The organism is Gemmatimonas sp., assembly GCF_044376735.1.
Lineage (GTDB): Bacteria > Gemmatimonadota > Gemmatimonadetes > Gemmatimonadales > Gemmatimonadaceae > Gemmatimonas.
The window spans coordinates 35,089-51,253 of the sequence record NZ_JBILKJ010000017.1 but is presented as its reverse complement, the minus strand read 5'-3'; the positions used below and the strand labels follow the sequence as shown (position 1 = coordinate 51,253).

Here is a 16,165-nt window from a genome sequence, read left to right as displayed (position 1 = left end):
AACTACGAAGTGGCGCTGGGATTTCCATTCAAGGATTTTCTGTACGATCTGTGCGGCGGTCCGCTCGAGGGCCGTGAGATCAAGGCCGTCATTCCCGGTGGCTCGTCGGTACCCATCCTCACCCGTGATGAGGCCGAGGGGGCCATCATGGACTACGAGGGCTTCGTCGCGTCGGGCACCATGCTCGGCTCCGGCGGTGTGATCGTGTTCGATGATCGGCAGGATATGGTACGGCAGATCGCGCGCCTCACGCGCTTTTACGCACACGAGAGCTGCGCGCAGTGTACGCAGTGTCGCGAGGGCACGGCGTGGATTACCCGCATCATGGAGCGCATTCGTGATGGGCAGGGCACCGCCGAGGATCTCGATACGCTGGTCGCGATTTCCGAGGGGATGACGGGCAAGACGATTTGCGTGCTGAGTGACTCCTGCGCAACCCCCGTGATGTCCGGTCTCAAGAAGTTCCGACACGAATTCGAGGCGAAGATCGCCGCGAACAAGTCGATGGTTTCCGTACCGGGGGCGCTCCGCGCCTCCGCCGCGTGAGGAACTGATGGCTGATGTGAAGATGGTGTCGCTCACGATCGAAGGCCGTCCGGTCACCGTACCGGATGGGATGTCGATTCTGGAGGCGGCCAAGACCGCTGGCGTGCTCATTCCACACTACTGCTACCATCCGGGACTCCCGGTGGCCGGCGTGTGTCGCATGTGCCTCGTCGAAGTCGAGAAGTTTCCGAAGCTCACACCGGCCTGCGCGACGTCGGTCGGTGAGGGGCAGGTGGTGCATGTCCACTCGCCGAAGGCCCTCGAGGCCCGCAAGGGCGTGCTCGAGTTCCTCCTCATCAACCATCCGCTCGATTGCCCGATCTGTGATCAAGCGGGCGAGTGCGAACTGCAGGACTACACGTTCGCCGAAGGGCGGGCCGACTCGCGCTATCGCGAGCCAAAGCGATTCAGTCCGGTCGAGGATTTCGGTGGTGATGTGCTCTACGTACAGAACCGCTGCATTCTGTGCACGCGCTGTGTCCGCTTCATGGCGGATGTGGCACAGGAGCCCGTGCTGAATGTCTCGGAGCGTGGCGATCGGGCGTTCATCGGCAAGGCCGAGGGACACGACCTCACGAACCCGTGGGCTGGCAACGTGATCGATCTCTGTCCTGTCGGCGCGCTGCTTTCGAAGGACTTCCTGAATCGCGCGCGCGCCTGGGAACTCGATCGCGCGCCGACCGTGTGCACGGGCTGCAGCCAGGGGTGCAACGCGGTCGCGGAAACGCGCGACAATGTGGTGCTGCGGCTCAAACCACGCGCCAACGATCAGGTCAATCAGTACTACATGTGCGAGGTTGGCCGTCAGGGATATCGCGAGTTCAATCGTCGTGATCGCATCGATCAGCCGCTCGTTCGTCGTGGCAATGCCCTGGCGATCGCCGAGTGGGATGAGGCGGTGGGGAGTGCGGCGCGCGCGCTGACGGGTCGCCGGCTGGTCGTACTGGCTTCGGCGAGCCTGTCCAACGAAGCGCTCTTCTTGTTGGAGCGAACCGTCGACACCGCTGGTGGTGCCGCCGTGTTCCGCCTCGAGCGTGGTGATGAAGCCGTGCTGCCGGGCGCACCGGATCTGGCGCTACGGAGCGAGCGCGCGGCGAACGCGACCGCGGCGCGACTGCTCGGTTTCACCGAGACGGATGTCATCGGGACCGCGCTTCGCGAGGGCGACGCCTTGCTCATCGTCGGCGACGAACTCCGCGGCATCGCTGCGGCGGATCTCGATCGCGCCTCCTCGATCGTATTTGTCGGGACGGCGTTGCCGGCGACGCTCGAGGCCCGCGCGGCCGTCGTGTTGCCGATTACGAATATTCTGGAAGAAGAAGGAACCATGACCAACCTGCGTGGACGCGTGCAGCGCTTCCTGCAGGCCAAGGCGGCGCCTGGTGTGGCGCGTCCCACGTGGTACGTGTTGGCCGACCTGCTCACCGCGGTCGGTGGCAACGGCCACTACTACTTGCCAGCGGAAGTCTTCGCCGCCCTTGCCACCACGCATGCGTCGTTTGCGGGATTGGATTACGAGGCGCTGGGGCTGCGTGGACTCCCAATCGTCGACCACGCCATCCCGGCGGGCGCGGCTGAGGTGACAGCGTGATACCCGTTGCGCTTCTTCCCGCGCTCGACCTCCTGCGTTGGTTCCCGGTGGCCGATCCGCAGTCACAGCCGACGGCGATCGGCACGTATGTGGTAGCCAGCGCCATCAAGATCATGGTGGTGTTCGGGCTCTACATGGTAGGCGTCGCCTTCCTGACACTGGCGGAGCGAAAGCTCGCCGCGTGGATTCAAGACCGGCGCGGTCCGAATCGCGCTGGGCCGGGGGGCATCCTGCAACCCGTCGCTGACGGCATCAAGAATTTCATGAAGGAAGAGACGAATCCGGCCGCGGCCGATCGCTGGCTCTTTCTCATCGCGCCCGCGCTGGCGTTCATTCCCGCGATGCTGACGTGGGCGGTACTGCCCCTCGCGTCCTCGCTGCCGACGCCGTGGGGGCTGATCGACATGGCCGTCGCCCCGCTGTCGGTCGGCTTCCTGTTTACGCTCGCGATCTCCTCGCTCGGCGTGTACGGCATCGTGCTGGCGGGTTGGTCATCGAACAACAAGTACGCGCTGCTGGGCGGACTCCGGTCGAGCGCGCAAATGATCTCCTACGAGATCGCGATGGGTATGTCGACCATTCCGGTCATTCTACTGGCCGGGAACGTCTCGTTGACGACCGTCGTGCAGCAGCAGTCGCACATGGGATGGAACGTGTTGTCGCTGACCGTCGCGTGGTTCACGTTCCTGGTGGCCGCGTTCGCCGAGACGAACCGCCTACCCTTTGACCTGCCGGAGGCGGAGTCGGAGTTGGTGGCCGGATATCACACCGAGTACAGCGGAATGAAGTTCTCGATGTTCTTCATTGCGGAGTACGCAAACATGGCGACGGCGAGCGGCCTGACCGCCACGCTCTTCTTTGGCGGCTGGGACATCCCGTTCACGCAGTGGGACAACGTCGGACCGTACAGCGTGCTCAAGACCCTGGCCACGATGGCCATGTTCGCCATCAAGACCGGCTTCTTTCTGTTCGTGTTCATGTGGGTGCGCTGGACCGTGCCGCGTTTCCGGTACGATCAGCTGATGTCGCTCGGATGGAGCGTGATGCTGCCGATCGCGTTGGGGTACATCGTTGTGATCGCGGCGGCGACGCTGGGACTCGACATGCTTGGCGTGGCACGCGGTCCGATGTTCTCGATGGCGCTGCTCGGTATGAACATTGTGATCATCGCCGGGCTGCTCGCCTGGCTGGATAAGGGCAAGTTGATCAGTCCGGCCAGCGCGCGCGTGGGCCCGACCGATCTCGAGCGCCTGCGCGCCCGAGGGCTCGACCTCTCGCGCCGCCAACTTGCCTCGCAGCGCCAGGGATCAGTTCCGGCGCCAGCGCATTCGCTGACGGCAGCGCTCCCCGTCACGACCACGTTGATCGCCGAGGGAGGCGACTGATGGCCATCGGTGTGAAGGTCATGAATCGCCCGCTCGAGCGCGTGAGCTACGTGCGGGCGACGTTGAAAGGGATGGCCACCACGCTCAAGCACCTGGTGGATCCCCACAAGGTCACGATGCAGTATCCTGAAACGAAATGGGATTTGTCGCCGCGCTGGCGCGGCACCCATCGTATGCTCACGACCGAAGACGGCAAGGCGAAGTGCGTCGCCTGTGGTCTGTGCCCGACCGTCTGCCCGGCCAACTGTATCAAGCTCACGCCGGGTGAGGATGAGCAGGGCAATCGCTATCCGCTCGTATTCGAGATCGACGAGTTTCGCTGCATTTTTTGTGGGTTCTGTCAGGAGGTGTGCCCAGAGGAGGCCATCCATCTGGGCCGCCACTACGAGAACGCGGAGTTCGATCGCGCCTCGTTCGTGTACGATCTGGAGCGCCTGATGGCGCAGTCGCATCCGGTGAGCGAACTCTGGGATCCTGCCGACCCGAAGGGCGAATGAACGGCTTCTTCGAATTCCATTTCTACCTGTTCTCGTTGTTGGCCATCGTCTCGGCGTTGCTGTTCGTGACGCGAACGAATCCGGTGCCGGCTGCCTTGTGGCTGGTCAACGTGATGATCGCACTGGCTGGCCTCTACGTGATGCTCGACGCGCCGTTCGTCGGGGTCATTCAGGTGCTTGTGTACGCGGGCGCGATCATGGTCGTGTTCGTCTTCGTGGTCATGCTGCTCAACCTCGGGCGGAGCGGGATTTCCGATATCCGGTCGATTGGCCCGCGCTTGGGGGCCGGTGTGGTCGGATTGGCGCTGCTGGCGAATCTGTTGGTCGTTCAGCGACAGAAGATTCCGCGTGTCGCGCTGGCGCCGGCGGTCGACAATGCCGTCGAAGGTGTCGCCGCCTCGCTCTTTACCGACTATCTCGTGGCGTTCGAACTCACTAGTCTGGTGCTGCTGGTGGCGGTCGTCGGCGCCGTCCTCCTTGCCAAGAAGCGGGTACGCGCATGATCTCCGAAGCACTCATCGTCTCGGCGATTCTGTTTGTCATCGGTGTGGTCGGCGTGATGACCCGCCGAAACGCGATCATCCTCTTCATGTGCGCTGAGCTCATGCTCAATGCCGTGAACCTCAGCTTCGTGGCGCTGGCGAAGATGCACAACGTCACCGGGCAAGTCTTCGTGGTGATGGTGATGACGATCGCCGCGGCGGAGGCAGCCGTGGGTCTGGCGATCCTGATCGCGGTCTTCCGGCATTTCGGTACGGTCGATCTGTCCTCGCTGCGGACGCTTCGCGGATGATCCCGACCATGCTTGGCGTGCTCATCATGCTCCCGATCCTCGGCTTTCTGACCAACGGCTCGATCGCGTTCTTCGGGAAGCGCTTGGATGGCGACAACGCGACCACGGCGCGCCACCCGCTCGTGACGGTGATTGGTCCGGGCGTGATTCTGGCAGCGTTCGGCGTCGCAGTGACCCTGTTCCTCGGCATGCAGCGCGAGCCAGACCTGGCGTTACATGTCGTTCGATATGGGCGGTGGATGCCGGTGGGCAACCTCGTCATCGACTGGAGCCTCCAGCTTGACCAGCTGTCGATCCTGATGGTCCTCGTGATCACAGGCGTCGGGTCGCTGATCCATCTGTTCTCCATCGGTTACATGCGCGATGACGCGAGCTACGCGCGGTACTTTGCCTATCTCAATCTGTTCGTCGCATTCATGCTGGTGCTCGTGCTGGGCGCGAGCTACCCGGTGCTGTTCGTCGGCTGGGAAGGCGTCGGCCTCGCGTCGTACCTGCTGATCGGTTTCTGGTTCAGCGACAAGGCCAACGCCGAGGCGGGGAAGAAGGCCTTCGTCGTCAACCGGGTCGGCGACTTTGGATTTCTCGTCGCCATGTTCCTGATCTGGGTCACGACGCAGAAGCTCGACTTCGTCGGCGCCCACGCCGTGCTTGGCGGCATGGTCGGTTCGCCGGTCGTGCTGGCGATTGCCCTCTTTCTGTTTATCGGCTGCGCGGGCAAGAGCGCGCAGCTACCGTTGTACATCTGGCTGCCAGACGCCATGGCGGGTCCGACGCCCGTGTCGGCGCTGATCCACGCGGCGACGATGGTGACCGCCGGCGTGTATCTCGTCGCGCGGGCGGCCCCGATCTTCTCCGGCGCCCCGGAGGCGTCGCTGGTGGTCACGGCCGTCGGGGCCCTCACGGCCCTGTTCGCCGCCACGATCGCGCTCCGTCAGTGGGACATCAAGAAGGTGTTGGCCTACTCGACCGTCTCCCAGCTCGGCTACATGTTTGTCGGCGTCGGCAGCGGCGCGTACACCGCCGGCGTGTTTCATCTGGTTACGCACGCGTTTTTCAAGGCGCTGCTGTTCCTGGGCGCGGGCTCGGTGATTCACGCGATGCACCATGCGTATCATCACACCCATCGCGACGACGATCCGCAGGATCTTCGCAACATGGGTGGGCTGGCCAAGTACATGCCGGCCACGGCGGCCGCGATGACGCTGGCCACGCTGGCGATTGCCGGTATTCCTCCGCTGGCCGGCTTTTTCTCGAAGGACGAGATTCTCGCGTCGGTCTTTGCCCGGGCCCAGGGCAGCCCACTCGCCAGCGCCTCGCTGTTGGGACTTCCAGGCAGCACCGTGCTGTATGCCACGTACGGGATCGGTGTGCTGACTGCGTTGCTGACGGCGATCTATATGACGCGTATGCTGCTGCTCACTTTTTACGGCAACAACCGCACAGGCGAGGCGGAGCAGGAGATGCTCCACGAAGCGCCGATGATCATGACCGCGCCGGTTCTCATACTTGGCGCGCTGACGGTAGGTGGTGGCTGGCTGAACTTGCCAGCGCTGCTTCCGATCGGCCCGGTCGGCGTACTCGAGCGCTGGCTGGAGCCGGTCACGGGCGCTAGTACGACCCGGCTCGCTGGCCCCGGTCATCTTGATCACGGAACCGAAACCGTGCTCGTTGCCGTGGCGACCACCGTTGCCGTCGTCGGCATCGTGTTCGCGCTGCTCCGCTATCGGAAGCCCATGGCCGACAAGGCGCACTCGCCGGTCGATGACAGCCTGCTCGCACGCGCCTACCACGTGGACGGTTTGGTGAACGCCATCCTCGTGCGACCCATATCCGCGTTCGCCAACGTGGTGCTCACCCGTGGCGTGGAGACGGGCGTCGACCGCGCGTTCAGCGCGGGCGGCTCGATGTTATCGCGAACCGCAGCCCTCGTGGGCAGCAAGTTGCAGGATGGAGACGTGGGGAAGTACGCCTGGCTGTTGGCCGCCGGTGCACTCGCGCTTCTGGCCGCCCTCACCCTGAGCTGACCGATGCGCGATTTCCTTCTCTCGATCGGGGCCGCGCAGTGGGTATTGCCGGCCATGCTGATATGGCCAATGGCGGCCGCGCTCCTCGTGCGCTTCGGCGGGCGAGATATGTCGCGCAACGAAGACGGCACGGAGGCGCCCAGCGGCGGGCCGGACGCTCGTATGCTCACCCTGGCAGCGCTGTCGATCGAAGCGCTGCTCAGCCTTGCCCTGTGGACGGTCTTCGATCCCAGCGCCACCGGATGGCAGGCGCGCGTGGACCTGCCGTGGCTCACCGACATCGGTGCCACCATCAGTCTCGGCGTTGACGGTCTGTCGCTGCCGATGGTCGTCATGACAGCGCTGGTGTTGCCGCTGGCGCTGCTCGGCTCCTGGAACAACGTCCGCCTGCGCACGCCCGCGTTCGGCGCACTCGCGCTGATGCTCACCACGGGAGTGATCGGCGTGTTTGTGACGCTCGACCTGCTCGCGTTCTATTTGGCGTGGGAGCTGATGCTTATTCCCACGTACCTGCTGATCGGTATCTGGGGAGTCGCCGGCCATTCGCGCGCCAGTCTGCGGTACGTGCTCTTCACGCTCGTCGGCTCACTCCTGATGCTGGTGGCGATTCTGGCACTCTGGACGCTGGGCGGCAGTTCGTCGTTTCACCTTGATCAGCTCATGGGACTCGCCCTCACGCCGAGAGCTCAGCTCTGGATGTTCGGTGCGTTCTTCCTCGCGTTTGCGGTGAAATCGGCCTTGGTGCCGTTCCACACCTGGTTGCCGGATGCCCAAGGTGCCGCACCGACCTTTGCCGCCGTCACGCTCGGTATCAAGGTCGGCGCGTACGCGATCCTTCGTTTCGCGATTCCGCTCTTTCCGGCCGCTGCCATGGAACCGACGGTGCGCGGTACGATCCTCGCGCTGTCGGTAATCGCCATCGTGTACGGCGCGTTGCTCGCGATGTCGCAGCGCGACATGAAACGGATGGTGTCCTACAGTTCGATCAGTCACCTCGGCTTCATCATGCTCGGCTGCTTCGCGCTGACGCAGCAGGCGGTGCAGGGGGCGGTGGTCACGATCGTCAACAGTGGCATCTCCACGACCGCGCTCTTTTTGCTGGTAGGCATGCTCGAGGATCGGCGCGGTACTACCGACATGGCCGGTTTCGGCGGGATCGCCAAAGTGGTCCCGATGTTCAGTGTGATGCTGACGCTCGTCATGCTGTCCACGATCGGACTGCCTGGAACGAATGGATTTGTCGGTGAGTTTCTCGTGCTCATCGGCACCTACGCGGAACGTCCCGTGCTGGCGGTGATTGCGACGAGCGGTGTGATTTTCGCCGCGGCCTACGGTCTTGGGGCATTGCAGCGCGTGCTGTTCGAACGCATCGATACCGCCAAGAACGGAGCGCTCACGGACTTTACCGGCCGTGAGCGCGTGGTGATGGCGGCGTTCGCTGTAGCGATCATTTACCTCGGCGTGTCGCCGCAACCGATGCTGCAGCGAATCGAGCGCGCGTCACAGAACATCATCGAGTCGGTGCGCTTCGGTCCGAATGCCGCCACTTCGCTCCCCAACGTCTCCGTGGTCCGCTGATGGGCGCTACCCTGTCCGCCGGCGTGCTGTTTCGCGCGCTGGCTCCCGAACTCCTGATGTCGGCCGGCGCCATGGTCATGCTGCTGGCGACCGTCTGGAATCCGCAGAGCAACGACGCGGCCATGGCGGAGGGGGCCGAGAAGACCAGCGCCCTAACCCGCTTCGGCGTCGTGCTGTGCCTGCTGGTCGGCTTGGTTGTGATGATCGCGTGGGGCGATGGCGTGAACGGCACGCCCGACCTGCGCATCGCCGGTGATGGGTTCCGGTGGGCGGTCGATCTCGTGATCCTGCTCGGTACGGTGCTCTCTCTCATCCTTCTCGACGCCGAACACCATCGCAGCGCGGCGTTCAGTCCGGAGGTCCCTGTGCTGATGTTGCTCGCGGCCACCGGCATGATGGTGCTCGCGGCCGCACGAGATTTGATGTTTGTCTTCCTCGGCATCGAGTTGATGTCCCTTGCGATTTACGTGCTGGCCGGCGTGAATCGGCGCAGTGCGCGCGGTGCTGAAGCCGCCGTGAAGTACTTCATTCTGGGATCTGTTTCGTCCGGCTTCCTTCTGTATGGCATCGCCTTGATCTACGGTGCCACCGGCAGCACGCGTCTGGTCGATATCGCGCAGTGGGTCTCGACGCAGCCGAATCTGGCGCCGATGTTCATCGTCGGTACTGGCTTGCTGCTCGCGGGTTTCGGTTTCAAGGTCGCGGCCGCCCCGTTTCATCTGTGGACGCCCGACGTGTACGACGGCGCGCCGTTGCCGATCACGGCATTCATGTCTGCCTGCGTCAAGACGGCAGCGTTCGCCGTTTTCGCGCGCGTCATGATCGAAGCGATGCCGGGGGCCGCCTCGCGTTGGCACTCGGCGATGTGGTGGCTGGCGGTCGTTACGATGGTTGCCGGCAATGTGTTTGCCCTGGCGCAGAAGAATCTGGTCCGTCTCCTCGCGTACTCCAGCATTGCGCACGCCGGCTATTTGCTCGTCACGATCGTGGTCGCCTCGACAGCGGGCACGACGGCGTTGGTCTTTTACGCGGTGTCCTACACGCTTGCCACGATGGGCGCCTTCGGCGTGCTGATCGTCGTCAATGGCGGTCGCGACCGGTCACCCACGCTCGACGACGTTGCAGGACTCTGGTTGGTCCGTCCATGGCTTGCCGTGTCGATGGCCGTTTTCCTGCTGGCCTTCATGGGAATGCCGCTGGTCGGTGGCATGGGCTTCTTCGCCAAGTGGTATCTGCTGCAGGCGGCCCTGGAGGCCACCACGCCCCAGACGATCCTTGCGGTCATCGTGGTGCTCAGTAGTGCCGTCTCGGCGGCGTATTACTTGTCCGTGATTTCGGCGATGTTCATGCGCCCGCGTCCGGAAGGGCATCCGGTACCGTCTACCATTCCGATGGCGCAGTCACTCATCGCGGCCACCTGTCTGCTGTTGCTGGTGCTGGGCGTCTATCCGACACCGATGATCGAACTCGCGCGTCGTGCACTGCCGGGAACGGCTGCGTCGGCGGGTCTGCCGACGTCGAACGGTGCCCCGCGTTTGAAGGCAGCGAGCTTTATCCGGTGAGTGCGCTCGATCAACGCCGTCTGATCTCATTCCCAAGTTTCGACAGGCTCCGATAATGGCCATCAGCCAGACGATCTTCCGGCAGTACGACGTCCGTGGCGTCGTGGGTACCGACCTCACGGAGGAGGTGGCGTACGGACTCGGTCGCGGATATGCGGCGTATCTTGATGCCCATGGCATCACCGGGGCCGTCGCCGTAGGGCGAGACAATCGGCCGAGTGGTGACGCGCTGCGCGATGCGCTCGTACGTGGGCTCACCGAGTGCGGTGTCGATGTTGTCGACGTCGGCGTGGTCCCCACCCCCCTGCTGTATTGGACGCTGCATCACGAGCCCGTAGTCGGTGGCATCCAGATTACCGGTTCGCACAATCCGCCGGAGTACAACGGCTTCAAGATGTGTGTCGGTACGGGCTCGCTGCATGGTGAAGAGATCCAGCTGCTGTACCGGATGATCGTCGGTGGCGTCTTTCCGTCGGGTACCGGTGTCGTTCGCCAGGTGCCGGTCATCGATCGCTACGTCAGTGATATCGCGGCGCGCGTGGGCCGCATCACGCGCTCGGATGGTTCGACGCTCAAGGTCGTGTACGACTGCGGCAATGGCGCGGCCGCACTGGTGGCCCCTCAGTTGATGACCGCGCTCGGTATCGACGGGATCGGTCTGTTCACCGAGAGCGATGGGACCTTCCCCAATCATCATCCCGACCCGACGGTCCCCGAGAATCTCGAGGACTGCATTTCGGCGGTAAAGGCGAGTGGTGCGGAAATCGGCGTGGCCTTCGACGGTGATGCCGATCGGATCGGTGTGGTGGATCGCGATGGACGAATCATCTGGGGCGATCACATCCTCATCCTGTATGCGCGCGATGTCCTGGCCCGCACCGGCGCCGGCCAGCCCATCATCTTCGATGTGAAGTGCTCGCAGGCGCTGATGGACGGCATCGAAGCGGCCGGCGGTGTTCCCGTGATGTGGAAGACGGGACACTCCCTCATCAAAGACAAAATGAAGGAGATGCACGCGCCGATTGCCGGCGAGATGTCGGGGCACATGTTCTTCACCGAGAGCTTCTACGGCCACGATGACGCGTTGTACGCGGCGGCGCGACTGCTGCGCATCATCGCCGACTCAGGAAAGCGTATCGACGAGCTGCTCGCCGATGTACCGCCGTTCGTCTCGACGCCGGAGTTGCGCATCGATGCCGACGAGGCGTCGAAGTTTGCCATCGTCGCTCGTGCTGCCACGTATTTCAAGGCGACGCACGAGGTCATTGATGTCGATGGCGTACGAGTGCTCTTTGGTGACGGTTGGGGGCTGCTGCGTGCATCGAACACGCAACCGGTGATCGTCGCGCGCTTCGAGGCGAGTTCGGCCGAGCGGCTGGCCGAGATCCGCGGCGTGATGGAAGGATGGCTGCAGACTCAGGGCGTTTCGCTCTGATCACGCGTACGGGTCGCTGAGATGGGTGCGCGCGGCGGGCTGATGTTCGGTCTGGCGATCGCCGCCGCGTTGCTGCTCGTCGGGCGCGCGGTCACGGCGATGCTCGTCGATCACGCGTGGTTCACCGCGATGGGTCTGCCGGCGCTGTTCTGGGAACAAGTCATCGACACCGCAATCCTGCAGGGCGGGGCGTGGGGCGTGGGGGCGCTGTTCGCGTTCGCCAATTTGCATGCCGTACGCCGCACGATCGTGGCGGTCGCGGTACCTTCGCGGGTGGCGAATCTTGAACTGACCACGATGATCTCTGGCGAACGCCTGCTGGCGGCCACGGCGGCGCTGGCGGTGTTGGTCGGAGGCGGACTCGCGATACCCCTTACCAACTGGGTAGACCTCGCGTTGCTGCGTCACGGGCTGGCATTCGGTGAAATCGAAGGCGTGCTGGGGCGCGATCTCGGCTTCTATCGCTACTGGTTGCCAGTTGAGGAGACCCTGTACCTCTGGGCGCTGGTCTCCGTCGTGTCGGTCACCGCGCTCGTGGTCGTGCTGTACGCACTGACGCGTAGTCTCCGCATGGAAGGGCGCCGCGTCGCCGCGTCAACGCATGTCCGCCGCCATCTCAGTGCCTTGGGTGCCCTCGTCCTTCTGCTCCTCGCGTGGAGCTACCGCCTCGATGCGTTTGACTTGTTGCAGCAGGGCAGCGGACCTGACGGGCTGTTTCTCAAGGTCGATCATCGTGTCACGCTCCGGATGGACGCTGTGCTGTCTTTCGGGAGTGCCGTCGCTGCCCTGGTAGTGCTTCGCACGGGCTGGGTCGGGCAGCTGCGTGCGGCGTTCCTCACGCTGACGGTCATCTTGGCAGCCGCTGTCGGGCTACGGCATGTGGCTCCCGCCGTGCTTGCCCGTACCAGCCTACTCGGCGACCCTGCGACGCGCGATCGTGACTACCTCGCGTCGCGCGCACTCTACAGCCGGCGCGCGTTCGACGTCGACGGGATCCGTGCCGTACCGCGCGACAGCGTAGCCGCCGCGCAAACGCGCCTTGCGCGTGCCGCCGTGCCAACGCAACTGAGCCTTTGGGATCGCGCCACGCTGGCGTTCGCCGTGCCCGCGACCCGTGCGCTCGAGAGCGAGCCGCGCGAGGAGGGCTCTCCGGAACCAGCGATGGTCGACGTGTCGCCGATTGGGTGGACCGTGGTCGGCGATCGCCCCACCGCGCTGGTCGTGCGTCGTCCTGTCGGCAGCGCCGAAGGCTGGCTCGTATCGGCGGTCGATGCCACGCGTCCGACCGTACGTGACAGCCAGGTCGAGTTGGCGCCGACGGGGGATGCCGATGCGAGCGACGCCCAGCTGGTTGGGCCAGGCTTGCGCGGCGCGCGCCGGATCGACGGCCGGCATACCCGTGGGGTTGGTGGCGTCCCGCTCACAACGCTCCGTGCGCGGATCGCGCATGCGTGGGCACTGCGCGACTTGTCCTTGCTCGACACCGACAGCACGACCGTCGAGCCGTTGCTGGTCACGCATCGTGACGTGCGCGACCGGGTCGAGCGGCTCGCACCCATCTTCGTGCAGGGCAGTGACGTGTTGCCGCTCGTGTATGCGGGTCGACTGTACTGGACGCTTCAGCTGTACAGCGCCTCCGATCGCTATCCGCTCAGCCAGCAATGGCAGCTGGGGTCAGGCGTGTACAGCTACTTTCGGCTGGCCGCGACCGCGGTGGTCGAAGCGGCGACGGGACGGGTGCGACTCGTCGCCGCCCCGCGGCCCGATCCGCCGACGCGCACGTGGATGACGCGACTACCGACGTTGTTCGCCGTGACGGGCGAATTGCCCCCGCCCCTCGTGGCGCAGCTGCCGCCGGCCACTGAGAGTGCGATGGCGCAGATCAAGACGTTCGCGCGCTACGGCTCGCGGCGCGACGGATCGGTGAGCCGACGGCTGCCGGACAGCGCGCTGGTCGGTGGTGCGCCCCCCCCGCATTGGATCGGCGACCCGCGCGAGCGTCTGGTCGCGTGGAGCGTCCCGTTGCTGGACGGCGCGGATCGGATCAACGGCGTGGTCACCGTGGGCGGCGGCATCGCTCGGCAAACGTGGTGGGATTCGACGACGAACCCCCGTCTGCAATGGGGAGCGGTCGCCGGGCGGATGCAGGCCGCGCTGGACAGCGCGCGCGTGGCGCTGCCCGACGGTGCCCGTCGCGAGCCGCGCTTCCGAAACGGTCGTATTACGACGATCATGACCACGACGGGGCCGCTCATGGTCCAGCCACTGCTGTGGAATCGTGGTGACGGTCCACCCACCATCGCCCGGTTCGTGGCGGCCGACGGCCTACGGCTGGGCGTCGGCGCGACGTTGGCCGACGCGTTGGGACGACTTGGTGATATCCCTATACCAGCGGTGCCCCACGACGAGTCGGTCGAGCAGGGCGCGTCGTCCGACGCGGCCCGCCGTTGGTACACGGCGATGCGCGAGGCGCTGCGCCGTGGCGACTGGGTCGCATTTGGTGCAGCGTTTGACAGTCTGGGCCGCGTATTGGAACGACCGCCGCAATGAACGCGGCCGTGCTCGGCATCGCCGGTTCACGGTGCTGAGTACGTACGGGCGGGCTTTGCACGACAGGCCGGTTGCTGTCGTCAGGCACGACCACCTTGAACCGATGACCTTCCTCGATTCGGAGAACGCGTGAACCTACACGAGTATCAGGCGAAAGAGCTGTTGCGGGCGGCTGGTGTGCCGATCCCGCCCGGCGAGATCGCGACAACGCCAGAACAGGCGGAATCCATCGCACAGCGCTACGGCGTCGCGGTGATGGTGAAGGCGCAGGTGCATGCCGGCGGGCGTGGCAAGGCCGGCGGCGTGAAGTTCTGCCCGACGCCGGAGGCAGCCAAAGAGAAGGCGACGGCCATCCTCGGCATGACGATCAAGGATCTGACGGTCGAGAAGGTGCTCGTCACGGTCGCGGCCGACATCGGCTCCGAAGCGTACGTCGGCATCATCGTCGACCGGGCAACCAAGAAGCCGGTGTTCATGGTGAGCGCGGCCGGCGGTATCGACATTGAAGAAGTTGCGGCTAAGACGCCGGAGCTGATCCTCTATCACCCGGTGGACACGCGCTACGGCCTGTTGTCGTTCGAAGCGATGCGCATGGGCTTCTTCCTGTTCAAGGACGTCAAGCTCGCGCGCCAGGCGGCGAAGATCATGCAGCAACTGTACACCGCCTTCATGAACGCCGGCTGCTCGCTCGCCGAGATCAATCCGCTGGTGCTCACGCCGACGGGTGAACTGATCGCGGTCGACGGCAAGATGGTCATCGACGACAACGAACTCGATCGCCGCCCGGAGATCGCCGCCCTGCGTGACGAATCGTCGGAAGCGCCGAGCGAAGTCGATGCGCGGAATTCGAGCCTCACGTTCATCAAGCTCGACGGCAACGTCGGCTGCGTCGTGAACGGCGCCGGTCTTGCCATGGCGACGATGGATCTCGTGAAGTACTACGGAGGCGATCCGGCAAACTTCCTCGACATCGGTGGTTCGTCGAATCCGGAAAAGGTCGTGAACGCGCTCCGCATCATCACGTCCGATCCGAACGTGAAATGCATTCTGTTCAACATCTTCGGCGGCATTACGCGCACCGATGACGTGGCCAATGGCATCGTCACGGCGACCAAGGCGAATCCGCTCAAGGTGCCCATCGTCATCCGCCTCACCGGCACCAACGAGGAGATCGCCGTGAAGATTCTGCAGGACAACGGCTTCTCGGCGTCGAACGACATGGATGCGGCCGTGCAGCGCGCCGTGGAACTCGCAACGAAGGGAGGTGCCGCGTGAGCATCTTTATTGACAACGGCACCAAGCTGATCGTGCAGGGCATCACGGGCCGCGACGGCTCGTTCCATGCCAAGCAAATGATCGAATACGGAACGCAGGTCGTCGCCGGCGTCACGCCGGGCAAGGGCGGTCAGACGTTTGAAGGCACGGTACCGATTTTCGATACGGTGCACGACGCCGTGCAGGCCACGGGCGCCAACACGTCGGTCATCTACGTGCCGCCGATGTTCGCCGCCGATGCGATGATGGAAGCGGCCGCGGCCGGCGTGAAGCTCATCGTCTGCATCACCGAAGGCGTGCCCGTGCTGGACATGACCAAGGTGTATCCGTACGTCAAGGAACATGGCGCACGGTTGATCGGCCCGAACTGCCCGGGGCTCATCACGCCCGGCCAGTCGAAGGTGGGCATCATTCCCGGGCGTATCTGCATGCCCGGTCACGTTGGCGTCGTGAGCCGCTCCGGCACGCTCACCTATGAAATCGTGAACCAGCTGACGAAGGCCGGTATTGGCCAGAGCTCGTGCGTCGGCATCGGGGGAGATCCGATCAACGGCACGAACTTCATCGATTGCCTCGCGGCATTTGAAGCGGATCCGCAGACCAAGGCCATCGCGATGATGGGTGAGATCGGCGGTACCGACGAGCAGGAAGCCGCCGCGTTCATCAAGGCGCACATGAAGAAGCCGGTCGTTGGATTCATCGCCGGTCAGACGGCGCCGCCGGGCCGCCGTATGGGTCACGCTGGCGCGATCATCTCCGGCTCGGAAGGGACGGCCGCCGAGAAGATCGACTCATTCCTGGCGGCTGGCATGGGTGTCGCCCAGCGCCCGGTGGACTTCGTCGACCTGATCAAAGCGCGATTGACCTAATCGCGCTCGGTGCTGCGGCACCGAGGGCCGAGACAGAGAGCAGGGCGGATCACGACGGAC

The 16,165-nt window shown here is 64.5% G+C and carries 12 protein-coding genes and 1 pseudogene; all 13 read left to right on the top strand.

Going from position 1 to position 16,165, the window contains the following annotated elements; all coding sequences use genetic code 11:
- Nucleotides 1-546 (top strand): NADH-ubiquinone oxidoreductase-F iron-sulfur binding region domain-containing protein (locus ACIRA7_RS04670; protein WP_396219656.1); only part of this gene is annotated, 546 nt, incomplete at its 5' end.
- A 7-nt stretch (nucleotides 547-553) separates the two neighbouring features.
- Entirely contained in the window at nucleotides 554-2,137 is a 1,584-nt protein-coding gene (locus tag ACIRA7_RS04665) for a 2Fe-2S iron-sulfur cluster-binding protein (RefSeq protein ID WP_396219655.1), read from the top strand.
- Nucleotides 2,138-2,214: 77 nt separating this feature from the next.
- A pseudogene (gene nuoH, locus ACIRA7_RS04660) lies at nucleotides 2,215-3,222 on the top strand (NADH-quinone oxidoreductase subunit NuoH); the annotation flags it as partial.
- Nucleotides 3,223-3,521: 299 nt separating this feature from the next.
- The gene (locus ACIRA7_RS04655) at nucleotides 3,522-4,019 is read left to right on the top strand and encodes a NuoI/complex I 23 kDa subunit family protein (protein WP_396219654.1); all 498 of its coding nucleotides are present in this window, start codon (nucleotides 3,522-3,524) and stop codon (nucleotides 4,017-4,019) included.
- Complete coding sequence (locus ACIRA7_RS04650) at nucleotides 4,016-4,522, top strand: NADH-quinone oxidoreductase subunit J (RefSeq protein ID WP_396219653.1); 507 nt, start codon at nucleotides 4,016-4,018, stop codon at nucleotides 4,520-4,522. Before ACIRA7_RS04655 ends, ACIRA7_RS04650 begins: the two co-directional genes overlap by 4 nt.
- Nucleotides 4,519-4,812: an NADH-quinone oxidoreductase subunit NuoK gene (nuoK, locus tag ACIRA7_RS04645; protein ID WP_396219652.1), complete on the top strand. Its 294-nt coding sequence runs from the start codon at nucleotides 4,519-4,521 to the stop codon at nucleotides 4,810-4,812. Before ACIRA7_RS04650 ends, nuoK begins: the two co-directional genes overlap by 4 nt.
- The gene (gene nuoL, locus ACIRA7_RS04640) at nucleotides 4,809-6,836 is read left to right on the top strand and encodes an NADH-quinone oxidoreductase subunit L (protein WP_396219651.1); all 2,028 of its coding nucleotides are present in this window, start codon (nucleotides 4,809-4,811) and stop codon (nucleotides 6,834-6,836) included. Before nuoK ends, nuoL begins: the two co-directional genes overlap by 4 nt.
- A gap of 3 nt (nucleotides 6,837-6,839) precedes the next feature.
- A complete protein-coding gene (locus ACIRA7_RS04635) occupies nucleotides 6,840-8,414 on the top strand; it encodes a NuoM family protein (protein ID WP_396219650.1) in 1,575 nt (524 codons plus the stop codon).
- Complete coding sequence (locus ACIRA7_RS04630) at nucleotides 8,414-9,976, top strand: NADH-quinone oxidoreductase subunit N (RefSeq protein WP_396219649.1); 1,563 nt, start codon at nucleotides 8,414-8,416, stop codon at nucleotides 9,974-9,976. Before ACIRA7_RS04635 ends, ACIRA7_RS04630 begins: the two co-directional genes overlap by 1 nt.
- 55 nt (nucleotides 9,977-10,031) lie before the next feature.
- The gene (locus tag ACIRA7_RS04625) at nucleotides 10,032-11,411 is read left to right on the top strand and encodes a phosphomannomutase/phosphoglucomutase (RefSeq protein ID WP_396219648.1); all 1,380 of its coding nucleotides are present in this window, start codon (nucleotides 10,032-10,034) and stop codon (nucleotides 11,409-11,411) included.
- A 21-nt stretch (nucleotides 11,412-11,432) separates the two neighbouring features.
- Nucleotides 11,433-13,961, top strand: coding sequence for a UPF0182 family protein (locus tag ACIRA7_RS04620; RefSeq protein ID WP_396219647.1), 2,529 nt, complete (start codon nucleotides 11,433-11,435; stop codon nucleotides 13,959-13,961).
- Nucleotides 13,962-14,090: 129 nt separating this feature from the next.
- On the top strand, nucleotides 14,091-15,236 hold the full coding sequence (sucC, locus tag ACIRA7_RS04615) for an ADP-forming succinate--CoA ligase subunit beta (RefSeq protein WP_396219646.1): 1,146 nt from the start codon (nucleotides 14,091-14,093) through the stop codon (nucleotides 15,234-15,236).
- The gene (sucD, locus tag ACIRA7_RS04610; RefSeq protein ID WP_396219645.1) at nucleotides 15,233-16,105 is read left to right on the top strand and encodes a succinate--CoA ligase subunit alpha; all 873 of its coding nucleotides are present in this window, start codon (nucleotides 15,233-15,235) and stop codon (nucleotides 16,103-16,105) included. Before sucC ends, sucD begins: the two co-directional genes overlap by 4 nt.
- Nucleotides 16,106-16,165: the final 60 nt, after the last annotated feature.